Source organism: Zobellia galactanivorans (genome assembly GCF_000973105.1).
GTDB classification, from domain to species: Bacteria; Bacteroidota; Bacteroidia; order Flavobacteriales; family Flavobacteriaceae; genus Zobellia; species Zobellia galactanivorans.
Genome location: NC_015844.1, coordinates 2,956,169 through 2,980,461, shown reverse-complemented (window position 1 = coordinate 2,980,461; position 24,293 = coordinate 2,956,169). Strand labels below are relative to the sequence as shown.

21 protein-coding genes are annotated in these 24,293 nt (G+C 41.4%); 8 read left to right on the top strand and 13 right to left on the bottom strand.

From position 1 onward, the window contains the following. Positions 1-18 precede the first annotated feature (18 nt). The 11 genes from rpsC to rpsL form a co-directional block, all read right to left on the bottom strand. On the bottom strand, positions 19-741 hold the full coding sequence (gene rpsC, locus ZOBGAL_RS11920) for a 30S ribosomal protein S3 (RefSeq protein WP_013993863.1): 723 nt from the start codon (positions 739-741) through the stop codon (positions 19-21). Between the two features lies 1 nt (position 742). Continuing rightward, positions 743-1,150 (bottom strand): 50S ribosomal protein L22, encoded by a 408-nt coding sequence (gene rplV, locus ZOBGAL_RS11915; RefSeq protein WP_013993862.1) that lies wholly within the window; start codon positions 1,148-1,150, stop codon positions 743-745. Positions 1,151-1,153: 3 nt separating this feature from the next. Then, complete coding sequence (gene rpsS, locus ZOBGAL_RS11910; protein WP_013993861.1) at positions 1,154-1,432, bottom strand: 30S ribosomal protein S19; 279 nt, start codon at positions 1,430-1,432, stop codon at positions 1,154-1,156. A gap of 14 nt (positions 1,433-1,446) precedes the next feature. Continuing rightward, positions 1,447-2,271, bottom strand: coding sequence for a 50S ribosomal protein L2 (gene rplB, locus ZOBGAL_RS11905; protein ID WP_013993860.1), 825 nt, complete (start codon positions 2,269-2,271; stop codon positions 1,447-1,449). A gap of 9 nt (positions 2,272-2,280) precedes the next feature. Continuing rightward, complete coding sequence (gene rplW, locus ZOBGAL_RS11900; RefSeq protein ID WP_013993859.1) at positions 2,281-2,571, bottom strand: 50S ribosomal protein L23; 291 nt, start codon at positions 2,569-2,571, stop codon at positions 2,281-2,283. 6 nt (positions 2,572-2,577) lie between these two features. After that, a complete protein-coding gene (rplD, locus tag ZOBGAL_RS11895) occupies positions 2,578-3,207 on the bottom strand; it encodes a 50S ribosomal protein L4 (RefSeq protein WP_013993858.1) in 630 nt (209 codons plus the stop codon). After that, positions 3,207-3,824: a 50S ribosomal protein L3 gene (gene rplC, locus ZOBGAL_RS11890; protein WP_013993857.1), complete on the bottom strand. Its 618-nt coding sequence runs from the start codon at positions 3,822-3,824 to the stop codon at positions 3,207-3,209. The genes rplD and rplC overlap by 1 nt, the downstream gene beginning before the upstream one ends. 188 nt (positions 3,825-4,012) lie before the next feature. After that, positions 4,013-4,318, bottom strand: a complete 306-nt coding sequence (rpsJ, locus tag ZOBGAL_RS11885; protein ID WP_007094989.1) for a 30S ribosomal protein S10 — start codon at positions 4,316-4,318, stop codon at positions 4,013-4,015. 11 nt (positions 4,319-4,329) lie between these two features. Continuing rightward, positions 4,330-6,462, bottom strand: a complete 2,133-nt coding sequence (gene fusA / locus ZOBGAL_RS11880) for an elongation factor G (protein ID WP_013993856.1) — start codon at positions 6,460-6,462, stop codon at positions 4,330-4,332. Between the two features lie 6 nt (positions 6,463-6,468). Continuing rightward, a complete protein-coding gene (gene rpsG / locus ZOBGAL_RS11875) occupies positions 6,469-6,945 on the bottom strand; it encodes a 30S ribosomal protein S7 (RefSeq protein WP_013993855.1) in 477 nt (158 codons plus the stop codon). A 74-nt stretch (positions 6,946-7,019) separates the two neighbouring features. After that, the gene (gene rpsL, locus ZOBGAL_RS11870; RefSeq protein ID WP_010519393.1) at positions 7,020-7,394 is read right to left on the bottom strand and encodes a 30S ribosomal protein S12; all 375 of its coding nucleotides are present in this window, start codon (positions 7,392-7,394) and stop codon (positions 7,020-7,022) included. A 687-nt stretch (positions 7,395-8,081) separates the two neighbouring features. On the opposite strand from rpsL, the gene ZOBGAL_RS11865 reads away from it, so the two are divergent. The 7 genes from ZOBGAL_RS11865 (at position 8,082) to rlmB (ending at position 21,196) form a co-directional block, all read left to right on the top strand. Then, positions 8,082-11,342 carry a SusC/RagA family TonB-linked outer membrane protein gene (locus ZOBGAL_RS11865; protein ID WP_013993851.1) on the top strand — a complete coding sequence of 1,087 codons (3,261 nt, stop codon included), beginning with the start codon at positions 8,082-8,084 and terminating at the stop codon, positions 11,340-11,342. 10 nt (positions 11,343-11,352) lie between these two features. After that, a complete protein-coding gene (locus ZOBGAL_RS11860; RefSeq protein WP_013993850.1) occupies positions 11,353-12,780 on the top strand; it encodes a SusD/RagB family nutrient-binding outer membrane lipoprotein in 1,428 nt (475 codons plus the stop codon). A gap of 27 nt (positions 12,781-12,807) precedes the next feature. Then, positions 12,808-13,983: a hypothetical protein gene (locus ZOBGAL_RS11855; protein WP_013993849.1), complete on the top strand. Its 1,176-nt coding sequence runs from the start codon at positions 12,808-12,810 to the stop codon at positions 13,981-13,983. 932 nt (positions 13,984-14,915) lie between these two features. Further along, a complete protein-coding gene (locus tag ZOBGAL_RS11845; RefSeq protein ID WP_013993847.1) occupies positions 14,916-18,014 on the top strand; it encodes a SusC/RagA family TonB-linked outer membrane protein in 3,099 nt (1,032 codons plus the stop codon). 6 nt (positions 18,015-18,020) lie between these two features. After that, positions 18,021-19,529, top strand: coding sequence for a SusD/RagB family nutrient-binding outer membrane lipoprotein (locus ZOBGAL_RS11840; RefSeq protein WP_013993846.1), 1,509 nt, complete (start codon positions 18,021-18,023; stop codon positions 19,527-19,529). Between the two features lie 11 nt (positions 19,530-19,540). Then, on the top strand, positions 19,541-20,314 hold the full coding sequence (locus ZOBGAL_RS11835; RefSeq protein ID WP_013993845.1) for a hypothetical protein: 774 nt from the start codon (positions 19,541-19,543) through the stop codon (positions 20,312-20,314). Positions 20,315-20,449: 135 nt separating this feature from the next. Then, complete coding sequence (gene rlmB, locus ZOBGAL_RS11830) at positions 20,450-21,196, top strand: 23S rRNA (guanosine(2251)-2'-O)-methyltransferase RlmB (protein WP_013993844.1); 747 nt, start codon at positions 20,450-20,452, stop codon at positions 21,194-21,196. 21 nt (positions 21,197-21,217) lie between these two features. Here the strand turns inward: rlmB and ZOBGAL_RS11825 are convergent, their stop codons facing one another. After that, positions 21,218-21,973 carry a rhomboid family intramembrane serine protease gene (locus ZOBGAL_RS11825; protein WP_013993843.1) on the bottom strand — a complete coding sequence of 252 codons (756 nt, stop codon included), beginning with the start codon at positions 21,971-21,973 and terminating at the stop codon, positions 21,218-21,220. 144 nt (positions 21,974-22,117) lie between these two features. Between ZOBGAL_RS11825 and ZOBGAL_RS11820 the strand changes: the two genes are divergently transcribed. Beyond that, complete coding sequence (locus ZOBGAL_RS11820; RefSeq protein WP_013993842.1) at positions 22,118-23,395, top strand: replication-associated recombination protein A; 1,278 nt, start codon at positions 22,118-22,120, stop codon at positions 23,393-23,395. On the opposite strand, the gene ZOBGAL_RS11815 is transcribed toward ZOBGAL_RS11820, so the two are convergent. Continuing rightward, positions 23,392-24,240: a hypothetical protein gene (locus tag ZOBGAL_RS11815; RefSeq protein WP_013993841.1), complete on the bottom strand. Its 849-nt coding sequence runs from the start codon at positions 24,238-24,240 to the stop codon at positions 23,392-23,394. The two genes, ZOBGAL_RS11820 and ZOBGAL_RS11815, sit on opposite strands and share 4 nt — an antisense overlap. Positions 24,241-24,293 lie beyond the last annotated feature (53 nt).

Genomic DNA, 24,293 nt, shown 5'->3' with positions numbered 1-24,293 from the left:
GTTTACTTCTTTAAAAAATTACTTTCTACGACGTTGCTTTCTACCGCCTTCACGTTTATCACCTCCTTTTGAAGCCTGACCTTTGGTCATACCTACTAATGGGGACAATTCACGCTTGCCGTACACTTCACCTTTCATGATCCATACTTTGATACCTAACTTACCGTAAGTTGTTTGCGCCTCATGCAAAGCGTAATCAATATCAGCACGAAAAGTAGACAATGGAATACGACCATCTTTATACGATTCGGAACGCGCCATCTCAGCACCGTTCAAACGACCGGAAATCTGTACCTTGATACCTTCGGCGTTCATTCTCATTGCCGCAGCAATAGCCATTTTTATGGCCCTTCTAAATGAAATCCTGCTTTCGATTTGACGGGCGATACTTGCCGCAACCAAATTCGCATCAAGCTCAGGTCTCTTGATCTCGTAAATGTTGATCTGAACCTCTTTATTGGTGATTTTCTTAAGCTCCTCTTTAAGCTTATCTACCTCTTGACCACCTTTACCGATAATAATACCAGGTCTTGCAGTAGTCACCGTAATCGTAATCAACTTTAAGGTACGCTCTATAATTACCCTTGAAACGCTAGCCTTGGCCAAACGCGCATGGATATACTTACGTATCTTATCGTCTTCAGCTAGTTTATCTCCATAATCGTTTCCACCATACCAGTTAGATTCCCATCCCCTGATAATTCCTAGACGATTTCCTATCGGATTTGTTTTCTGTCCCATTCTAGCTTTCTATATTATTATTAGACCCCAACACCAATGTAACATGGTTGGAACGTTTTCTAATTCTATGTGCCCTACCCTGAGGTGCCGGACGCAATCTCTTTAACATACTACCTCCGTCAACGCGAATCTCCTTTACATAAAGGTCCGCATCTTCAACGCTAGCATCTTCATTCTTAGCTTGCCAGTTTGCCAAGGCAGAAAGCAACAACTTCTCTAACTTACGAGAAGCCTCTTTTGGGTTGAAACGTAGAATGGCCAAGGCCTTTTCTACTTGCACACCCCTAACAAGGTCTGCTACCAAACGCATCTTTCTAGGCGATGTAGGGCAATTGTTCAACTTGGCGAACGCTATTTGCTTTTTCTCGGCCTTGATTCTTTCGGCCATCTGTTTTTTTCGAACTCCCATAGCTTACTTTTTTCCTTTGTTCTTGGCTCCTGCATGACCTCTAAAAGATCTTGTCGGAGAAAATTCGCCTAATTTATGACCTACCATATTCTCTGTAACGAACACAGGAACAAACTGTCTTCCATTATGCACAGCTATAGTCTGACCTACAAAATCAGGTGTTATCATCGATGCTCTTGACCACGTTTTAATAACGCTCTTCTTTCCTGAAGATGCGCTCTGCTGGATTTTCTTCTCCAAGCTGTAGTGAACGTAAGGTCCTTTTTTTAACGATCGTGCCATTGTTTCTTACTTTATTATTTCTTTCTACGTTCTAGAATATACTTATTCGTCTTCTTGGTTCTAGTACGCGTTCTATAACCTTTAGCCGGAATTCCGTTTCTCGATCTTGGGTGACCACCTGAAGCTCTACCTTCACCACCACCCATTGGGTGATCGACAGGGTTCATCGCTACCGGTCTTGTTCTAGGCCTTCTACCCAACCATCTGCTTCTACCCGCTTTACCGGATACCAACAACTGGTGATCTGAGTTTGAAATAGCCCCGATAGTCGCCATACATGTTGACAAAATCAACCTTGTTTCACCTGACGGCATCTTGACCGTAACAAACTTACCGTCTTTCGCCATCAACTGGGCAAACGTACCAGCACTTCTCGCCATAACGGCACCTTGACCTGGCCGCAATTCAATACAAGAAATAATAGTACCCAATGGAATATCACTAATGAACAATGCATTCCCTATTTCAGGTGCAGCACTCTTACCAGCAACCACTTCCTGACCAACTTGCAGGCCATTCTGTGCAATGATATATCGCTTCTCACCATCGGCATATTTTAGCAATGCTATAAAGGCCGTTCTGTTAGGATCGTACTGAATAGACTCAACGGTCGCAGCAATATCTTGCTTATCCCTTTTGAAATCTATCACACGATACCTTCTTTTATGACCACCACCTCTATGGCGCATAGTCATTTTTCCTTGACTGTTTCTACCTCCCGATTTTTTTAACGGAGCGAGCAAACTCTTCTCCGGCTTATCAGCAGTAATGGCGTCAAAACCATTTACTACTCTAAAACGCTGCCCGGGGGTTATGGGTTTTAATTTTCTAACTGACATTTCTTGTCTTTATAGATTACTGTAAAAATCAATGATATCACCTTCAACCACATCAACTACCGCTTTTTTAATCGCGTTAGTCTTTCCATGCTGTATACCAGTCTTAGTGTAACGTGTCTTTCTGCTAGGACCATAGTTCATGGTTCTTACTTTCTTTACCGAAACACCGTAAGTTGCTTCTACCGCGTCTTTTATCTGGATCTTGTTGGCCCTTGGATCAACTATGAAACCATAACGATTGTACAACTCGCTATCAGCGGTCATTTTTTCCGTTATTATTGGTTTTATCAACACATTCATGGCTTTCTATTTTGTTAAATTAGACTCCAATCCTTCTAAGGCACCTTCCAACAACACAATATTATTTGCGTTTAAAATCTTGTAAGTGCTTATCTCTGAGGAGGTTATGACTTCGGAATCCTTCAAATTTCGCGAAGACAAATATAAGCTATTATTTGGTTCACCCAAGACAAACAGCGATTTTTTGTTTTCAAGCCCTAAAGACTTTAAAACATCCTTAAAATCTTTTGTCTTTGGAGCATCAAAATTAAAGTCCTCAACAACCAAAATTGCCTGTTCCTTAGATTTGATACTCAAGGCAGATTTACGGGCCAAACGTTTCACGTTCTTGTTCAATTTTTGACCGTAATCTTTTGGTCTTGGACCAAAAATCCTACCACCACCCCTAAAAATTGGGGATTTGATACTACCTGCACGGGCCGTACCTGTTCCTTTTTGTTTTTTGATCTTACGAGTACTACCCGCAATCTCCGCACGCTCCTTAGATTTATGCGTACCTTGTCTTTGGTGTGCCAAATATTGCTTAACATCCAAATAAACGGCGTGCTCGTTAGGTTCTATTGCGAAAACAGCATCAGAAAGGTCTGCCTTTCTACCTGTTTCTTTTCCTTTGATATCTAAAACTGCTACCTTCATTACTTCTCGATAGTTACGTAAGCGTTCTTATGACCTGGAACAGCACCTTTTACAACCAAAAGATTCTTTTCCGGAACAACCTTCAACACTCTAAGGTTCTGAATGGTAACTCGTTCACCACCCATTCTACCGGCCATTTTCATTCCTTTAAAAACTCTTGCAGGATAAGATGCGGCACCAATGGAACCCGGAGCCCTCAATCGGTTATGCTGACCGTGGGTCGCTTGACCTACACCACCAAATCCGTGGCGCTTTACAACACCCTGAAAACCTTTTCCTTTAGACGTACCAATAACATCCACAAATTCTCCTTCTACAAAAAGATCGACACCGACGGTATCCCCTAATTTGTATTCCTCCTCAAAACCTTGAAATTCAACGACCTTTTTCTTAGGAGATGTACCCGCCTTTTTAAAATGACCTGCTTCGGCCTTATTAGCACGCTTCTCTGCCTTGTCATCGAAACCAAGCTGAAGGGCATTATAGCCATCAACTTCCTCGGTTCTGACTTGGGTAACTACACATGGTCCGGCTTCGATAACGGTACAGGGGATATTCTTCCCGTTCTCGTCAAAGATGCTGGTCATGCCTACTTTTTTTCCAATTAACCCAGACATACTGATTTTAGATTATGGAATCCAGATTTACAAAAACCCGTCTTCCGTTTATATTACATTTATTAATACTCGTTAACTATCGGACAAAAAAACAGGGTCAAAACAATTCAACCCTGATTGTTTTTCTCCGTTTTTCCCTCGCACGCAGCTCGGGACATGTCCCCCATCCTAATCTGGACGGGAAATACTTAGACTTTTATCTCAACCTCAACACCACTTGGAAGCTCAAGCTTCATAAGCGCATCAATAGTTTTTGATGAAGAGCTATAAATATCCAACAATCTCTTGTAAGAACTTAGCTGAAATTGCTCTCTAGACTTCTTATTTACGTGCGGTGAACGCAATACGGTAAATATCTTTTTGTGCGTAGGCAACGGAATTGGTCCGGTTACCACAGCCCCAGTAGTCTTTACGGTCTTTACGATTTTCTCTGCAGACTTATCTACTAGATTATGATCGTAAGATTTTAGTTTTATCCTTATTTTTTGGCTCATCTTTCTAAAAATTAAGCGGTGGTTACACCTTTTGCTGCCTTAATTACTTCTTCTGCGATATTCGATGGTGTTTCTGCATAGTGAGAAAATTCCATAGTGGAGGTTGCCCTACCCGATGACAATGTTCTCAATGAAGTCACATAACCGAACATTTCAGACAAAGGCACTTCACCTTTAATCACTTTTGCCCCAGCCCTGTCACTCATATTGGAAATTGTACCTCTTCTTCGGTTCAAATCACCAACTATATCACCCATGTTTTCTTCAGGTGTCAACACCTCAATCTTCATGATAGGCTCCATAAGCACAGCTTTCGCAGCTTTTGCAGCAGCCTTATAACCCATTTTGGCAGCCAACTCGAACGATAAGGAGTCAGAATCCACCGCATGGAAGGAACCATCCTTAAGGGTAACCTTCATACTATCCATCTCAAATCCGGCCAAAGGACCATTCTTCATGGCATCCTTGAATCCTTTTTCAACAGCTGGTATAAATTCCTTAGGAATGTTACCACCCTTTATCACATTGATAAACTCAAGACCTGTAGCCTCTTCGTCTTCAGCAGGCCCAATTGTAAATACAATATCGGCAAACTTACCACGACCACCAGATTGCTTTTTATAGGTTTCCCTATGATCCGCCGTCTGAGTAAAGGCCTCCTTGTACTCAACCTGTGGTTGACCCTGGTTTACCTCAACCTTAAATTCCCTCTTCAAACGATCCACAATAATATCCAAGTGAAGCTCACCCATACCGGATATAATTGTTTGACCGGAAGCCTCATCGGTTTTTACCTGAAAAGTAGGATCTTCTTCAGCCAATTTACTCAAGGCCATACCCAACTTATCAACATCGGCCTTTGTTTTAGGCTCAACGGCAATACCGATTACAGGATCAGGAAAGTCCATGCTCTCCAATACAATAGGATGCTTTTCAGCAGACATTGTATCCCCTGTTTTAATATCTTTAAATCCAACAGCAGCCCCAATATCACCCGCTTCGATATAATCGATAGCATTTTGTTTATTGGAATGCATTTGATATATACGCGAAATACGCTCTTTCTTACCTGAACGGTTGTTCAATATATATGAACCGGCATCCAAACGACCAGAATAAGTTCTAAAGAAAGCCAACCTACCCACGAAAGGATCTGTAGCAATTTTAAATGCAAGGGCCGCAAACGGCTCTTTTACATCCGGTTTTCTCGACTCTTCTTTTCCAGTCTCGGGATTTACACCGATAATAGCCTCTTTATCAACAGGCGAAGGCAAGTACCTACAAACGGCATCCAATAAAAATTGAACCCCTTTGTTCTTAAAGGAAGAACCACATACCATTGGTATAATCGCCCTATCCATTACAGCAGCCCTTAAAGCGGCATGCACTTCATCTTCGGTGATAGAATCTTCATCTTCGAAGAATTTCTCCATCAACTCCTCATCGTATTCAGCAACTGCTTCGATCAAAGCAGCCCTATACTCCTTAACCTCGGCCTTCATATCTTCTGGAATCTCAATCTCATCAAAAGTAGATCCAAAATTATCTTCGTGCCATTCGATAGCCCTATTCTTGGCCAAATCGACAATACCCCTAAAATCAGCTTCGTCACCAATTGGAAGAACGATCGGCACAGCATTTGAACCGAGCATTTCCTTCACTTGCTTACAGACATTCAAGAAGTTAGCTCCTTGACGGTCCATTTTGTTCACGAAACCAATACGTGGCACTTTATAGTTATCGGCCAATCTCCAGTTTGTCTCTGATTGAGGCTCAACACCATCAACAGCACTAAAAAGGAAGACCAAACCATCCAGCACACGCAAAGATCGGTTTACCTCAACGGTAAAATCAACGTGTCCCGGGGTATCTATAATATTAAAGTGGTAATCTTTTGTTTCAGGTAACGGTTTTGCGTTTTCCAAAGGAAACTTCCATGTACAGGTAGTAGCCGCAGAGGTAATGGTGATACCACGCTCTTGCTCTTGCTCCATCCAGTCCATAGTTGCAGCACCATCATGCACCTCCCCTATTTTATGGCTTACACCCGTATAAAAAAGTATACGCTCCGTCGTAGTGGTCTTACCGGCATCGATATGTGCCGCAATACCTATATTTCTTGTGTATTTTAAATCTCTTGCCATTTCTGATTAAAATCTAAAGTGGGAAAATGCCTTATTGGCCTCAGCCATTTTATGCGTATCAACTCTCTTTTTAACAGCTGCACCTTCTTCTTTCGAAGCGGCAAGAACCTCAGCTGCCAATTTTTGGGCCATACCTTTCTCGTTACGCTTTCTAGCGAAACTGATAAGCCATTTCATTGCGGTAGATATCTTACGGTCCGGTCTGATTTGCATCGGAATCTGGAACGTAGCCCCACCAACCCTTCTACTTCTCACCTCAACGTGAGGCATCACATTGGAAAGAGCATCTTTCCAAAGCTCTAAAGCAGTTTTTTCGTCATCGGTCTTTTTTTCTTCTACGATATCCATTGCATCGTAAAAAACACTAAAAGCGATAGACTTCTTACCGTCCCACATCATCATATTGACGAAACGCGTCACCAATTGATCGTTAAATCTCGGATCCGGTAAAAGTGGTCTTTTTTTTGCCTGTCTTTTTCTCATTACTTAATAATTTCGGATTTTAAGCTACCGTCGAAACTATTGTCACGACCTTCACCTAACCACCCTTTGTTCATTTACTTCTTAGGGCGTTTTGCACCGTACTTAGACCTACGTTGAGTCCTTCCTGCAACACCTGCAGTATCCAAAGCACCTCTAACGATATGGTATCTAACACCTGGCAAATCCTTCACCCTTCCGCCCCTTACTAATACTATCGAGTGCTCTTGGAGGTTATGTCCTTCTCCGGGTATGTAAGCGTTCACTTCCTTACCATTGGTCAACCTAACCCTCGCTACTTTTCTCATAGCTGAATTTGGTTTCTTTGGCGTAGTCGTATAAACACGAGTACAAACACCCCTTCTTTGAGGACACGAATCCAAAGCCGCCGATTTACTCTTCTTAGTAATCGTGGACCTTCCTTTTCGTACTAATTGTGAAATTGTTGGCATACTAAATATATATGTATAAATAAGCCCTTGTTTAAGGGTCGGCAAATGTAATACTATTTCACAGAAATTCAAATAGTTTGCCATTAATTTTCCAAGAAATTTGTTTTAGAAACCCTCATCGGAAAAAATCCACCCTCAATCAAGAAAAAAAAGACACATTAATATAAAGTCTCTTAAACCCAAAAAGCCAAGACCCACGGCCTAAAACCGACATATACCCTGTAATCAAAATAACACTTCCGCCCCACCTTCAAAAACACACCTATTCCGACCCCCGATAAAACCACAAGAAAAGCCAATTTCATCATAATGAACAAAGTCACCCAAACAACAAAATCCTATAAATTTCAACAAAACACTATAATTCAATTCAATAATTGAAAGGTTTTACTTACTTTAGACCAAGTGAATCAGTGTTATTTTAACAAAAACTTATCAAAATACGTATTATTCAATAATTCCGATTTTTTTAACAAAAACCAACCTTGTTTTTCATAAAGTATTTGAAAAAACTGTCTTTTATGTAACATCGAGCAAATTTTATGTGTTATTTTCTCAAAAAATAGAGCTGTTCTTTCAATTTGTAACATCAAAACCCCTATGCATGCATAATTTAAAGTTAAAAAAAATTGGTTTATTAACGTCTATTTAGGACTTTTGGCGCTAGCTAATTCAAATAATTATAAAATGAGAGCAAAACAAAAAGGATTGTTGACGCTGTTTTTGGCGTTAATCGTGCAGTTATCGTTTGCACAAAGCAAAACCATTACCGGTACGGTTACCGACCAAGAAGGTCTACCCCTGCCAGGCGTGAACATTTTAGTTCAGGGAACTACTAATGGAACCCAAACCGACTTTGATGGAAACTATGCCATTTCGGCTAGCGAAGGTCAATCATTAGTATTCTCCTACATCGGGTACAAAAATGAAACCCGAACCATTGGAGGATCGACCACCATTAACCTTCAAATGTCGGAGGACGCCCAGGCCCTTGACGAAGTGGTCGTTACCGCCCTCGGTATTAAAAGGGAGAAAAAATCCTTAGGATACGCGACACAAAAAGTCGATGCCGAAGAGCTTACCACAGTAAAAGAATCGAACGTACTGAACCAACTTTCAGGAAAAGTTGCCGGTCTTGCGGTTCAAAGAACCAATAACCTCGGGGGGTCCACCAACGTTGTTATAAGGGGACAAACCTCGCTAACAGGCTCAAACCAAGCCCTGTTCGTTGTTGACGGTGTGCCAATTTCCAACAGGAATACCAATACAGGTACTCAGTCACAAGGTGCCACTGGATATGATTACGGTAACCCTATTTCCGACATCAACCCAGACGATATAGAATCCATGAACGTCTTAAAAGGAGCTGCCGCAACCGCTTTATACGGTTCAAGAGCCTCCAATGGTGTTATTGTCATAAACACAAAAAAAGGTACCAGCGCGAACAAGAAGGATTATACCATAACCTTATCTTCAAACGCCAGTATCGGTAGCATCGACAATACTACCTTTCCTAAATTCCAACAAGAATACGGAGCGGGCTATGGTGGTGACGACTACAATTTTACACCATCTGATTTTAATGGGGATGGAACAATTGACCGTTATGCAAACGTAAATGACGATGCATCTTTCGGTCCTGCATTCGACTCTAATTTAAAATTACTACAATGGGACGCCCTATACCCGCAGCTTCCCGACACTTACGGAGTTGCACGACCTTGGGAGGCTTCCAAAAACGGTCCTTTGAGCTTTTTTACCACTCCAACCTCCTTTACGAACTCCGTTTCCGTTGCAAAACAATTTGCGGATAGGGATGGCTCATTCAGACTATCTTACTCAAATTACGATGCCACAGGTATCCTTCCTAACAGCTCTCAGAAGAGAAATACATTTTCCCTATCTGCCACTGCTATGTTGACCGATAAGTTACAAGCTACCGGTTATGTTACCTATGTAAACAGTAAAACCGTAGGTCGTAACTCTACCGGTTACAATGACAACATTGTAGGTTTTATGCGTCAGTGGGGTCAAAACAATGTTGACTTCGCAAAGCAAAAAGCCGCTTATGAAGCCACTGGTGAAAACATCACTTGGAACCCTAAGTCCCCAACGGATTTACAACCCATATATTGGGATAATCCCTATTGGACACGTTATGAAAACTATCAAAACGATGGCAGGGACAGATTAACAGGTTATGCCCAATTAAAATACGACATTACCGATAATCTATCCGTTACAGGTAAAGCGGCCGTAGATCAGTATAGCGAAATACAAGAAGAAAGACGCGCCGTAGGGTCTGTTGCTACCGCTTTTGGTATCAACGAAGGCAGTGATGGAAGTTACAACAGAAACGACCAACAGTCGGGGTACCTCAGAAGGAACATCAATTCAAGGGAAACCAATGTAGACCTATTGATAAATTACTCAAAAAACTTTACCGATGATTTAAGTTTCAGTTCTTTTCTAGGTGGAAATGTTAGGCATTCGACCCTTAACATGCTTACCGCTGCAACAAATGGTGGTCTAAAGGTTCCTGGGGTATACTCCTTGCAAAATACCACAGATGCATTGCCCAATCCAAAGGAAAGGGATGAAACGATAGAGGTTCAAAGCTTTTATGCCGGAGCTACTTTCGGTTACAGGGATTTCCTTTTCCTAGAAGGTACCTTACGACGTGACCAATCATCTACCCTACCTGCTGACAATAATTCCTATTATTACCCAGCTGTTTCAGGTTCATACTTGTTTTCCAACAACCTAAACGTACCCTTTATCAAATTCGGTAAATTAAGGGCTAACTGGGCACAAATTGGTAATGATACCGGTTTTGATGATATCTACGACACCTACACCGCCTTAACTTCCTTTCAAGGAAATGCCGCGGCTGCCGTAAGTAACTCAAAGAAAAACCCAAACTTAAAACCTGAGCTATCAACATCGTATGAAGTAGGTCTTGAAATGAGGTTTCTAGAAAAGGCAAACCTAGGGTTTGACCTTGCTTTGTACAAAACAAACACTACAGATCAGATTGTTCCCGTATCCGTAAGTGAAACTACAGGTTACGTTAGCAAGATCATTAATGCCGGGGAACTAGAAAGCAAGGGTATTGAACTAACCGCTTTTTCGGAATTCGATATTACCGATGACTTTAAATGGAAACTCAATGTAAACTGGTCTAAAAACGAAAGTACTGTAATCTCTCTAGCCGAGGGACTTGACGAACTGTTGATCGGTTCATTTGGAGTGCAAGTAGTAGCCAAACCAGGAGAAAGGTACGGCGCCTTAAAAGGAACCGATTACACATATAACGAGAATGGTCAAAGAATAATCGGAGATAACGGAAAACCTGTTTGGAGTGACGCCGACCAAATTATTGGTAACGGTAACCCTGATTGGGTAGGTGGTGTCAGAAATACTTTCGCATACAAAAACTTGGCCTTAAGTGTATTTGTAGATATTAGAAGCGGTGGTGACATGTACTCATTAGACCAACGTTATGGACAAGCTACGGGCGTGCTCGCAAGCACATCGTACATTAACGATTTAGGCAACCCCGTAAGAAACGCTCTTTCAGATGGCGGTGGTTTTATATACGAGGGGGTATTAGCCGATGGAACACCGAACACAACAAGACTAGATGCAAGTGGTTTTGGAAACACAGGTTACCAGGCATTACCTTTAAGCGAATTTGTATACGATGCTTCCTTTGTTAAATTGCGCGAAGTTAGTTTGGCGTACAATTTCCCTAAGGATTTTGTCTCAAAATTAAAAATGGACAATTTATCTTTAAGTCTAGTTGGATCAAACTTGTGGATCATACATAAAAATATACCGGATGCCGATCCCGAAACAGGTTTTGGAGCTGGTAATATTCAAGGGATTTCCTCCGGATCTTTACCTACCACAAGGAACTTTGCCCTAAACGTTAAACTTCAATTTTAATATATAAAAAATGAAAAAAAATATAATCATAGCTCTTTTGTCTTTAGTGGCGCTATCGTGCACTAATGATTTGGAGGAGCTGAACGTAAACAAAAAGGATTTTGCAAACACCACCGATGCATCCCTTTTTACAAGTGCCCAGTATAAGTTGTTTAATCAGATGGCCGAAACTAGCGTCAATGAAAACATCTTTAGACTAATAGTTCAGCATTGGACAGAGACGACCTATACAGATGAGGCCAATTATGACCTTAAAACTAGACGAATCGATGAATTTCATTGGGAAGTTTTATACAGGGATGTATTGAAAAACTTTAAGGAAGCCAAAAGTTTAGTTAGTGGTTTGCCAGATGTACAGGCCAACAAGATCGCGACTATTGAACTATACGAAATTTACACCTATTATGTTCTTGTAACTTCTTTTGGGGACATCCCTTACACAGAAGCACTGGACATAGATGTTTTAAATCCCGTATTTGACAAACAAGACGTTGTATTTAATGACTTAATTGACAGACTTGATAATAACGTACTTTCAAAATTCGTAGAGGATGAAGTCGGTTTTTCAGCATCTGAAGATATCGTTTATAATGGTGACATTGCCCAATGGAAAAAGTTCGCTAACTCTTTAAAGTTACAAATGGGAATGATGTTGGCCGATTCAGACCCAGCCAAAGCCGAAACTGTTGTAAGTTCTGCTGTTGCCAGTGGTGTTTTCACTTCTGCAAGCGACGACATGAAAATAGCTTTCGAAAGTGCAGCACCGTATACCAACCCCGTTTATGCGGCATTGGTATTATCCGGACGTGATGACTATGTCCCAACCAACACTATTGTTGACATGATGGGGTCTTTGAACGACCCTAGAAGAGACGACTATTTCACCCAACATAACGGTGAATACGTTGGAGGTATTCCTGGTAAACTAAACTCCTTTCCAAACTTTTCACATGTATCGGACAAAATCGGTAAAGACCCGACTTTAGAAGCTCCATTGCTTACTTATTACGATGTTGAATTCTTATTGGCCGAAGCTGTAGAGAGAGGTTTTATTACCGGTGATGCAGAAACGCACTATAACAATGCCGTTACCGCTTCCATCAATTATTGGGGAGGAACAGATGCGGAAGCCGCAGGTTATTTGGGACAAGCCTCTGTTGCATACAGTACGGCCCCTGGAGATTACAAACAAAAATTAGGCACTCAAAAATGGTTGGCACTTTACAATAGAGGTTTTGAATCATGGACTGAATGGAGACGATTAGATTACCCATTATTAACTGCTCCCGAAGATGCGGAGACGACCAACGGTCAGCCTCCATACCGATTGACCTACCCAGATGTTGAACTTACTTTGAACGAAGTAAATATAAAGGCAGCTATCACAAGTATCGGTGGAGACGAATTGGAAACAAAGCTATTCTGGGATAAAAACTAATTAAAAAACAGTCATAAAATATAAATTATGAAAAAAATTAAAATATTCTTGATTTTGCCGATATGCGCTCTTCTCTCTTGTAGCGACGATGACGGCCAAATCGGCAATTACGATTTAGGCGCCAGTGTAATTTTAAACACAAGTACCCTGAGCACCCTTGATGAAAATCACACAATGGAGTTTTCCATCTTTACAGCTGATGACGTAACCGTATCAGGAGTGCAAGTGAGTAAAGGAGAAACTACCGTTGATGCTACAATCTCTGGCAATAACGCAACATTTAATTCATCTTTATTAGGAACATTAAATGGCGAAGAGCAGCTGGAAGACGGAATCGACTTTATGACCGTCACTTCACTGTCCAATGGCCTGCCTTATTCAAAGGAATTTAATGTTAAGATCGAGAAAGCCCTTTCTCTAGAAAAAGAACTAGATGTCATTACCTATAACTCTTCAGTACAAGACACTTTAGGTTTTAAAGCTTCTACTCAATCTGCGGTAATCGACAATATATCTTTGGAATGGAAAAAAGGAAAAGAAGGAACTTACGCTTCCACAACTCCTCTTGGAAGACCCTTGAATATTGATGGCGAAGAGATTTACTTTGTTAATTTTACCGATACCAGCTACGGTTACAATCTAGCTGTAAAGGACACTCTTTATTATAGATTCATAGCTACAAGCGGCGGTTTAACCGACACTTTGGAAACTCATATACCCATCGTAAGCCAAACTTTTGAAAGCAGCAATAGTGTAGTATTAAGTTCCGACGTTTCAAAAAGCAAGTTAAGCTTAGACACCGCTACCCTATATTCTGATCTGAACGAAGAGGATGGGGAAATAAAGTTTAACGGCCCTAGCGGTTTTGAAAAAGAAGGCGATACCGATATTGACTTTGTGAAAGTCGGTGATTTATCCGGAGAGAGCGAGTACTATAACACTGTAGATAAACTCTTTGCTGAAAAAGACTTATTGATAGCAAAAAGACTCTATGACGCCGGTACTAAAGAAACAGGTTTCACTACTACTGCAAAAGGAGATTTGTTTGTTTATAAAATAACTCGAACCGTTACCGAAGAAGGTGCCGACGACAAAGAAGTTACCGAATACGGTATGATTAAAATCGGGGATATTCTAACCACAAATGGTGGCACTACCCAAACAGATTTATCAATTGAATACGGTGAGGCTGAAATTAAATAACATTTAGCTTTTATACCACACCTAATTAAAAAGGGGCCATCTAAACAGATGGCCCCTTTTCTTTTGTTATATCTGGTATATCCACCGGTATCAATTAAAAATAATTAGCCATCGAAGCACATCCTTCCTTGACAAAAAAATCGTTCTCGATTTTTAACCGACCACACTTTTCTTACCTCTGCACTATCCCTTTGTCAAAAGACACACATTCGAACGCCCCTGCCTAGCAAGAAACCGCAAGCCGTTACTAGTCCCCCCTCCCCCAAAAGAAAACGGGAGAGTCGTCATTATAACAATTAATAAATATCCTTTGGACCTTGTATACCAGACATACGAGCTATAATGATATTAGTAAATCAAAATTTATCAGTTCCTATTGCTCTATGTAATGGATAATAAAAATACGTTTATTAGCCCCGGAGAGACCTATCCACATAGCTTAAAATTTACGAAGGCCAACTACATCAAATCGACTACAAAACACCTTTGTTGGCTTTTACGGTTTAGCATTCAACAGAAAACAGAATCTTACCAACACCTTCTACTTTTGCCCCTCTCAAATACATCGATTGCCCATTTCTAATTCTAAACACGTATAACACATTCAAGTTTTGAAAAAAATTTTGGTCTCCCGTCTTGTCACACCAAAAAATAAATAAGATAAAAGGCCGTTTTTCAAGACCTCTAGATTAATACAATAAGTACAGCTTCACCAATGTTTTACCACAAAACCTTCTCACTCCAAGACCGATAGAAAAAACACCAATAACACAACTTTATCTCCAAACATTGTGGTATTATTCGCATTAAAGTATAAAAAAGAACTTTTTTTCACACAAAAAAGCTATGCACGCATAACTTTACGTTAAAAAAAATTGGATTTTTAACGAGGAATTAAGATTTTTACGATAGCTAATTCAAATAATTATAAAATGAGAGCAAAACAAAAAGGATTGTTGACGCTGTTATTGGCGTTAATTGTGCAGTTATCTTTTGCACAAAGCAAAACCATAACCGGTAAGGTTTTAGATCAAGATGGTCTTCCATTGCCGGGGGTTAACATTGTCGTACAAGGCACCACAAATGGTACCCAAACTGATTTTGACGGTATTTTTGCCATTAAAGCCGAGACAGGTCAAAACTTAATCTTTTCCTACCTAGGTTACAAAGACAGTAGCCAGAAAGTTGGCAACAGTAACACCATCAATGTTCAAATGGAAGAAGACGCAGAAGCATTGGAAGAAGTGGTGGTTACTGCCTTGGGTATAGAAAGAAAGCCACGTGAACTTTCTTACTCCGTAGGAAAAGTAGACAATGATCAGTTAACTCAAACGAGGGCTGTAAATACCGCTACGGCCATGGTAGGTAAAGTTTCCGGTATGCAAATAAACACTATTAGCAACGGAGTTAACCCAAGCACAAGGGTTGTTTTAAGGGGTAACCGTTCGTTATTAGGAAACAACCAAGCCTTAATTGTTGTCGATGGATATCCCTCAAGCAGAGATGCCTTTGACCGCATTAACCCTGACGACATTGCCGAAATTTCGGTGTTAAAAGGAGCTAATGCATCCGCTCTTTACGGTTCCGATGCAGCCAATGGAGTTGTCGTTATCAAAACTAAATCGGGGGAAGGAAAAGTTAGCGTCACATTCAACTCCAGTATCCAACAAGAGTCAGTAGCCTTCTTACCTGAATTACAAGATGAGTTTGGTGTTGGAGGTTTTCCCGATGGAACACTATGGCCACTAGAAAACGTAGCATGGGGCCCACGTTTTGACGGACGTCTGGTCGATGCCAGTGAAACTTATGAAGATGGTAGTGTTTGGCAAGTTCCCTATAGCCCAATCCCAGGAAACCATAAGTCCTTCTTTCAATCAGGAAGTACGATAAGAAACGGTATTTCATTTAGTGGAGGAGACGAAAAGAGTGACTTCCTATTCTCTCTAGACCACTCCTTAACCGATGGCGTAATACCTAAAGACCAATACAACCGAACCAATGTTAGATTAAAAGGATCTTACGACTTTGGCAAACTGGAAGTTGGAGGTAACTTATCTTTATTCCGTTCCCATGCTAATGTTGTAGGTCAAGGTGGTCACCAAGAAAGACCTCTCTATTGGTATATTTTAAATACTCCTTTACACATCCCAATCAACGAAGTAAAAGATTGGAGAACGGGTCAATTCACAAGAAACGAAGCTTCCTATTATGCTTTCTATGAGAATCCATGGTTTATATTGGATACCCAAAGAAACACAACCGATCGTACCGAAATGACTTTTATCGGGGACATGAAATACGATTTCACCGACTGGCTTTCAGCTTCATTAAAACTAGGTTTTACCAAATATGCCTATGAATACAAAGAAGAACATGGGGGACTATCCTATGCTTTTGAATTACCCAATACTTATGCTAGAATCGATGAATTCAATCCGAGTACATACGATGCGATGCTAAACAGTTCCCGTTTCAACAGCGATTTCATCATTAATATCGACAAAGATTTATCCGAAAGTTTCTCTATCAACGCGAACTTAGGACACAACATTAGAATTACCGATTCTAAAACCATCAATGTCGAGGGACTAAACTTAATTATACCTGACTTCTATAACGTATCTACTAGAACTGGCGAATTACAAGGCGACGAAGGCAGAACAGACTATAGAAAAGTTGGGGTTTATGGTGATCTTACATTTGGCTTCAAAGATTACCTTTTCTTGAATGCCACCGCCAGAAACGATTGGTCTTCTGCCCTACCTGCAGATAACCGCTCCTATTTTTACCCAGGAGCAGGTATTTCGTTCGTACCAACTGATGCATTTGAAGGATTAAAAGGCACCTTAAGATATTTGAAAGCCAACGTAAACTGGACAAAAACCGGTAACGACGCCGACCCTTATGTAATCAACCAAGTCTTTAGCGCGCCAACCGGATTTCCTTATGGATCGACTACGGGACTATCTTTATCCGGTAGGGAGCCCAATCCGAATTTAAGCCCTGAATTTACTACTTCTTTGGAAGCTGGTATTGAATTCGCTTTCTTTAAAGGCGACCGACTATCAGGTAGCATTACAGGTTATCAGACAAACACTACAGATCAAATCGTCCCCATCAATACATCCACAACTTCAGGTGCCACAAGTATTTTAACCAACTTAGGAGAGGTACAAAACCAAGGTTTGGAAGTTGACTTAAACGGAACCATTCTAAAAAACGAAGACTTTTCTTGGGACTTGGGCGTCAACTATGCTTTAAACAAATCGGAAGTAATCTCTCTTTCTGATGGTGTTAACGAAATCGAAATAGGCTCTCCATACGTAGATGGTCCCGGCTATGGTGCAGTTGTAGTTGCAAAAGTAGGCGAGTCTTACCCCCTACTTAAAACTACCGATTATCAAAGGGATGAACTGGGAAGAGTAATTGTTGGAGATGATGGTGACCCACTAGAAGCATCAGATCTCCAAATTCAAGGAAAAACAACTCCTGACTATATCGTAGGGTTAAACACTACCCTAAAATACAAAGGTTTATCACTATATGCCGTAGCCGATTACAGAACAGGTCATGTATATTACAACAATATCGTTGACGTCCTTGAATTTACCGGGTTGACGCAACATGGTGTTACCGCTGGAAGACAAGCCTTCGTCTTTCCTAACTCGGTATATGAAGACGGCTCAGGTGGCTATGTCGAAAACAATGATCGTTTAACAAGTGGCGGCGGTAATTCTTTCTGGGACGTATACGGTGACACCAAATCAAATTATGTTTCCGATGCCTCTGTACTAAAATTAAGAGAGATATCCCTTTCGTATTCTTTCGATGATGCAATCGTAGACAAATTGGGTATGCAAGCTCTAAGCCTTGGACTCTATGGCCGTAATTTATTTATGTGGAGACCAGCTGACAATGTTTACACTGATCCAGAATTCAATTATTCATCCGGTAATGCTGTTGGCTTCGGTACCCAGTCCCAAACTCCACCGACCAGACAGTATGGTTTGACTTTAACAGCTAAATTCTAAAAAAAGATGAAAAAAATATATAACATTTTGAACAAGAGCTTGCTGGTATTCTCCTTTGGAATTCTTGCCACAAGCTGTAGCGATGATTTCTACGATGTCAACGACAATCCGAACGACCCGTCGATATCAACACCGATACAAACCCTACCTACCGCACAGGTAACTTTCGCCTCGTTGAACGGTACCTCGATGACCTATGTTGGTAATATGTTTGTATACAACTGGGCAACACCATCCAACTGGTCCGCTAACTCAGATTTTTTCCGATACAACGTTTCCAGTAGTTTTTATACGAATATATTCGAAACATCTTATTCTTCTATTTTCAAAAACCTTACCTATATTGAAAATTATGAAGACCCGACAGGAGCCGTAGATTATTCTGCTTATGATGTTATCGCCCAAACTATGAAAGGCTTCCAGTATCAGTATTTAGTGGACCTGTATGGAGATGTTCCTTTCTCCGAAGCAAACCTACGGGCCGAAAACACCACTCCCGTATATGACGATGCAGAAACGGTATACAAAAGTGTTATCGATTCACTGACCCGTGTAGCCACTATGGCCCTAGATTTACCAGAAAATGCCGAAACCCCTGGGGACAGCGACATATTCTTTGGTGGAGATATGGAAAAATGGGCTCAATTTGCAAACACCATAAAATTACGAATGCTTGTCAGACTAAGTAATACAGGCCAAGACACCTATATAAAAGAGCAGATAGGCTTAATCGATGCAAACGGAGCCGGGTATATCCAAGAAGACGTTATGGCTAATCCTGGATACTCTAAGAATGCGGACAAACAAAGTCCTTTTTACGATTATGCCGGTTGGGACGAAGGCGACGCAGAAACGAACCGCCACGATTATACTGTCGCAACTGACCATACCGTTAATTACCTTTCCGCAACCAATGACCCGCGCTTAGGATATTTATACAGTCCATCAGAAAATTCAGGGACATTCAAAGGTGTTTGGCAAGCTATAAATCTTCCTGGCTCAGGCTATACCTCCAAGGATTTATCCAAGATAGGCTCCGGTCTTCTTAAAAGTCCTACACAAGACCAGCCCATTATGCTGTTGGCCGAAGCACTTTTATTGCGATCAGAAGCCATTGTTCGAGGGTATATCAACGGAAGTGATGCAGATGCAAAACAGTTATATAATGATGCCATTACCGCTTCTTTTGAATATCTCGAGGTAGAGGATGCCGCTACAGAAGCAGAGACCTATTACTCGCAAGCCATCAAAAATACAGGCTGGGATGCTTCTACAGATAAAATCGAAGCCATTATCACTCAAAAATGGGTTGTTCTCAACGGTACAAGCTCGATAGAGTCTTGGATAGAAAACACAAGAACAGGTTTTCCTGTTGACCTTCCAGTTTCCGGTGACTCAGATGGGGTACGACCAGTATCTCTACTTTACCCGACCTCGGAATATTCTAGAAATAGCCAAAATGTACCTCCGACGACGAGAGAAGACGCATTTACTAAATATCCATTCTGGAAATAAACTCAAGAAAAATGAAAAATATATATAGAAAAATAACATTTATCCTTGCATCGATTAGCGTCGCAACCTTAAGCGTTTCGTGTGACGCATTGTTAGATCAAGATGAAACAGATTTTGGAAAAGGGCCGATTGTTGTTCAATTTCCTGAAGCAAAAACTTCCAGTAATTTCATACAAGACGGAGAGGTTTACGAACTCGAAATACCATTTGAGTATTTTGGCGCCGATGGCCTACCTTTAGATGAAGAAGTTACTGTTACAATTGGAGTTGACGAAAGCTCTACCGCTATAGAAGGTAATGAATTCAGTTTGGGTGAAACCAAATTCACCATTCCAGCGGGTTCCAATACGACTTCCGCGGTAATAATGGTCAACTCTGCCAATTTAGATGGCGACAACCCTAAAGAAGCGGTATTAGAAATCCTCACTTCCTCTAAAACCGTATCTTCCAATAGAAACAAGATCGCCATAACCCTTCAAGGAATCTGCCCAACCTTTTTGGAAGGAAATTACGTATACCCCGATAGTGGCAGGGAAGTGACCATCGAAAGTACCGGGGTAGGTACATATTCCGTTAGTGCCGATAATTATTTCAGTGGATTATATTCTTTCGAATTTACAGATTATTGTAATTCCTTGACCATAACAGGGGGGTTCCTCCAAGATAATTGGGGATACGGAACCTCTGGAACCGGAAGTGTAGACCCAGAAACAGGTACGATTACTTTTTATTACACCGTAGATGGCTACGCCTCAAATTACGAAATGGTATTGGAGAAGTTATAAATCAATTTTTAATTGAATTAACAGAAGAGGCAAGCTTTAAAAGCTTGCCTCTTTTTGTTCAAAACATAACAATCTGATTGTTTTAACCTAACTTTGCCTCAAGTGAAATTCACTTTTTACAAATTTAAGGCAAGCATGCACAAAACAACTCAAATTTACGGTATACGGGCGGTCATAGAAGCTATAAACGCCAATGAACCCATCGACAAGGTCTTTGTTCAAAAAGGGCTTAAAGGCGACTTATCGCGTGAGCTTGAAGGATTGATTAGAAAGAACGGAATCAACACCTCATACGTTCCGATCGAAAAACTTAACAGGCTGACCCAAAACAACCATCAAGGTGTTGTTGCCAATATCTCCCCCATTACCTTTTACGAACTGGAAGAGCTTGTAGAAAAAGTTATTGCAAAAAAGGAAGCCCCCCTATTTTTGTTACTTGACCAACTTTCTGATGTCCGTAATTTTGGTGCCATTATAAGAACTGCCGAATGTACCGGTGTCGACGGGATCATCATTCAGAAAAAAGGAGCTGCGCCCGTTACTGCCGATACCATTAAAACATCTGCCGGAGCGGCTTTTAAAGTACCTATAGCAAAGGTCGACCATATAAAAGACGCTGTCTACTATTTACAGGCCAGTGGCATCAGTGTTGTGGCAGCGACCGAAAAGACCGATACTTCTATATACGACATTTCCTTTAGCGGACCATCGGCCATAGTTATGGGTTCTGAAGATCGGGGCATCTCCCCCTCTACCCTAAAAGCGGCCGACCACCTTGCCAAATTGCCCCTGTTGGGCGAAATAGAATCGCTTAACGTTTCGGTTGCCTGTGCGGTATTCCTATATGAAGCGGTACGGCAAAGGGCCTTGCCTAAATCTTAGGTATAGGAACAAGCGACTTACCTATTTACTAGCTTCCCCAGAAAAATCATCGGGTTTTTGCTCCTTGTAGTGATACGTAACTTTCACCGTATCCTCGGGAACCTCCTGTTCTGGGGCTTTCTCAATAAAATTTCCGTATTCATCGAACTGCCGTAGAAACTCATCGGCTTCCTCGTCATAGTCTTCTTTTTCCCAATCGTACTTTTTTACGGGCGGTATTTCGGACTTTAGCACGAAGGCCAATAAAAGTCCGCCCAAAAATCCCCCGAGATGCCCTTCCCAAGAAATTCCATCTTCTATGGGAAAGATATACCAAAGCATACTCCCGTAGATAAAAACCACGATCAGCGACAAGGCCACCAATCGGTAATGCTTTGTAAAAATCCCCTTAAAAAAAATAAAACTGGCCAAAAGATAAATAACGCCACTTGCCCCGATATGATAAGAAGGCCTACCGATTGCCCAAGTAAACAATCCGGAAATCAAAATACCCATAACGAGCACCCTTAAGGCTATACCCCTATAAAAATAAAACAATGAGGCGGTCAACACTGCCAATGGAATGGTATTGTTATAGAGATGCTCTACCGAACCATGAATAAAAGGACTGAAAATTATGCCTTTTAAGCCCGAAACCCGCTGCGGGTATATGCCATAGTCGTTCAAGTTGACTTTAAAGCGCAATTCAACCCAAAAGACCGTCCATATCGAGAGTATAGCCAACAAAGGGGCTACAACTACACTGTTCGTAAATTTGAAATAGGCGTTATCCGACATATCTTAAAATTAACAATAAGTTAGCCAACTCTTTGCAAACTGCTAAATCGTCAGTACCCAACAGGCTTTATAACTCTTTTGAAAAAGCGTGTTTCCTCTGCTATATGAAACCATCTTCTGCCAACTTTATTATATTTTTGCACCATGAACGAACCTTTAGCCGAACGCATTCGCCCCAAAACCCTAGATGACTACATCAGCCAACACCATTTGATTGGTAAGGACGGCTCATTAACGAACCAAATAAAAAGGGGCATTATACCTTCCCTCATTCTTTGGGGGCCTCCGGGTACGGGCAAAACTACCTTGGCCAACATTATCGCCAACGAAAGCCAACGTCCGTTTTACGTGCTTAGTGCCATCAATAGTGGCGTCAAGGATATTCGAGAGGTAATCGACAAGGCCAAACAAAGTGGGGGACTTTTTACTTCCAAGAACCCTATTTTGTTCATTGATGAGATCCATCGTTTTAGCAAATCGCAACAAGATTCGCTCTTGGCCGCAGTTGAAAAAGGCTGGGTTACCTTGGTAGGGGCCACAACGGAAAATCCGAGTTTTGAAGTGATTCCCGCCCTCCTATCGCGTTGTCAGGTATATGTATTGAACCCTTTTGGAAAAGATGACCTCGAGAACCTTCTTAAAAGGGCCATACAGCAAGACAAATATCTAAAAACAAAAAATATAGAGCTCAAAGAAACCGAAGCCCTTATGCGGCTATCGGGCGGTGACGGAAGAAAATTGCTGAATATTTTTGAACTGGTCGTCAATTCCGAGGCGGGAGATAGCGTTCAGATCACCGACGAGCTGGTAATGAGCAAAGTGCAAAAGAATACGGTACTTTACGATAAAACCGGCGAACAACATTACGATATTATCTCTGCCTTTATCAAATCCATTCGAGGGAGCGACCCCAATGGTGCCGTTTATTGGCTGGCCAGAATGATCGAAGGCGGCGAAGATGTAAAATTCATTGCCCGAAGACTTCTTATTTCGGCCTCTGAAGATATCGGTCTTGCCAACCCTACCGCCTTGGTCATAGCCAATAATGCTTTCCAGGCCGTTACCACAATCGGGTATCCGGAAGCTAGCATTATTTTGAGCCAGTGTGCGGTTTACTTGGCCACATCGCCTAAGAGCAACGCCAGTTATATGGCCATCAAAAAGGCACAACAAAAAGTGAGGGAAACCGGAGATCTTTCCGTGCCCCTACCTTTACGCAACGCCCCCACCAAACTAATGAAGGATTTGGGGTACGGTGCCGAATACCGTTATGCACATGATTATGAAAACAATTTTGTAGAAGCCGAATTTCTTCCCGAGGAACTATCAGGGACTCCCTTTTACGAGCCCGGAAACAATTCGCGGGAGAATGCCATTAAAGAATTTTTAAAAAATAGATGGAAGGGTAAATACGACCACTAGAACTTTACGGCCAATTCTTCCGTCTTAAGCTTCCCATCGACGTACTGCTCAAAATACCATTTTCCGCCCTGCTGAAATACCACGCCGTTTTCCCCATCGCCTTCGGCTAAAAAGTAATTGGGCAAGGAAGTCTTAAATATCTTCAGCTGAATTTTAGGGGTACTGTCTACCAATTGAAACCCGTTGGGTATTTCCTGTGCGTAAAGGGTGCCCTTATCCGATTGCGACGCGTTGATAACGACACTTGGGGCAGGAGCTACGGCTTGTGGCGATTGCACTGACTTATAATTGGAAGGTTGTGGCGTATTGTCCTTATAACTTTGGGTTTCCTTAGTGGCCACTTGCTCCACCATGGGCTGTCTGTTCTTTGGTTCGTAAGGCGCCTTCTCCTCAACCTGCTTGACATCATCCTTAAAGCTTACACGAACAGGCTCCGATGTATCGGCCTTTCCATTGTAGCTATAATTCACGGTATCAAAAGATTTGAAAGCGTTTCTCAAGGCCTGGCCATAGGCCAGCTTGTAATCTTTCTCCTTGCTTTTACCTATGGCGGTAGTAAATACCTCTTGCCCCTTGCAATTCTCCAAAACCACTCCCGCCTTGGTAGTGAACATCGATGAATCGTCAATAAGGTTCGCCACTAGGCCCAAACATCTATTGTTGTTCAGTTCGCCGGGCAGTTCATCTTCATAAACGGCTTGAAACCCTTTTTCGGTAAACAGAAATTTTACAAGGGTACTGGTCTGGTATTGGTTCTCTTTTTTAAAGCCATCGAATTTTTTGGGAACGATGATATACTTATAATCGTTCAACTGGTCTTGGGCCATACCGATGAGACTTACCATGAAAAAACAGGTTAGGAATATATACTTCACAATTGTTGTTTTTAATATTTGTA

What these genes read in the sequence shown, in the direction of transcription:
- rpsC (WP_013993863.1), bottom strand. Translation starts at nt 741, where the DNA reads ATGGGACAGAAAACAAATCCGATAGGAAATCGTCTAGGAATTATCAGG.
- rplV (WP_013993862.1), bottom strand. Translation starts at nt 1,150, where the DNA reads ATGGGAGTTCGAAAAAAACAGATGGCCGAAAGAATCAAGGCCGAGAAA.
- rpsS (WP_013993861.1), bottom strand. Translation starts at nt 1,432, where the DNA reads ATGGCACGATCGTTAAAAAAAGGACCTTACGTTCACTACAGCTTGGAG.
- rplB (WP_013993860.1), bottom strand. Translation starts at nt 2,271, where the DNA reads ATGTCAGTTAGAAAATTAAAACCCATAACCCCCGGGCAGCGTTTTAGA.
- rplW (WP_013993859.1), bottom strand. Translation starts at nt 2,571, where the DNA reads ATGAATGTGTTGATAAAACCAATAATAACGGAAAAAATGACCGCTGAT.
- rplD (WP_013993858.1), bottom strand. Translation starts at nt 3,207, where the DNA reads ATGAAGGTAGCAGTTTTAGATATCAAAGGAAAAGAAACAGGTAGAAAG.
- rplC (WP_013993857.1), bottom strand. Translation starts at nt 3,824, where the DNA reads ATGTCTGGGTTAATTGGAAAAAAAGTAGGCATGACCAGCATCTTTGAC.
- rpsJ (WP_007094989.1), bottom strand. Translation starts at nt 4,318, where the DNA reads ATGAGCCAAAAAATAAGGATAAAACTAAAATCTTACGATCATAATCTA.
- fusA (WP_013993856.1), bottom strand. Translation starts at nt 6,462, where the DNA reads ATGGCAAGAGATTTAAAATACACAAGAAATATAGGTATTGCGGCACAT.
- rpsG (WP_013993855.1), bottom strand. Translation starts at nt 6,945, where the DNA reads ATGAGAAAAAGACAGGCAAAAAAAAGACCACTTTTACCGGATCCGAGA.
- rpsL (WP_010519393.1), bottom strand. Translation starts at nt 7,394, where the DNA reads ATGCCAACAATTTCACAATTAGTACGAAAAGGAAGGTCCACGATTACT.
- ZOBGAL_RS11865 (WP_013993851.1), top strand. Translation starts at nt 8,082, where the DNA reads ATGAGAGCAAAACAAAAAGGATTGTTGACGCTGTTTTTGGCGTTAATC.
- ZOBGAL_RS11860 (WP_013993850.1), top strand. Translation starts at nt 11,353, where the DNA reads ATGAAAAAAAATATAATCATAGCTCTTTTGTCTTTAGTGGCGCTATCG.
- ZOBGAL_RS11855 (WP_013993849.1), top strand. Translation starts at nt 12,808, where the DNA reads ATGAAAAAAATTAAAATATTCTTGATTTTGCCGATATGCGCTCTTCTC.
- ZOBGAL_RS11845 (WP_013993847.1), top strand. Translation starts at nt 14,916, where the DNA reads ATGAGAGCAAAACAAAAAGGATTGTTGACGCTGTTATTGGCGTTAATT.
- ZOBGAL_RS11840 (WP_013993846.1), top strand. Translation starts at nt 18,021, where the DNA reads ATGAAAAAAATATATAACATTTTGAACAAGAGCTTGCTGGTATTCTCC.
- ZOBGAL_RS11835 (WP_013993845.1), top strand. Translation starts at nt 19,541, where the DNA reads ATGAAAAATATATATAGAAAAATAACATTTATCCTTGCATCGATTAGC.
- rlmB (WP_013993844.1), top strand. Translation starts at nt 20,450, where the DNA reads ATGCACAAAACAACTCAAATTTACGGTATACGGGCGGTCATAGAAGCT.
- ZOBGAL_RS11825 (WP_013993843.1), bottom strand. Translation starts at nt 21,973, where the DNA reads ATGTCGGATAACGCCTATTTCAAATTTACGAACAGTGTAGTTGTAGCC.
- ZOBGAL_RS11820 (WP_013993842.1), top strand. Translation starts at nt 22,118, where the DNA reads ATGAACGAACCTTTAGCCGAACGCATTCGCCCCAAAACCCTAGATGAC.
- ZOBGAL_RS11815 (WP_013993841.1), bottom strand. Translation starts at nt 24,240, where the DNA reads ATGGTAAGTCTCATCGGTATGGCCCAAGACCAGTTGAACGATTATAAG.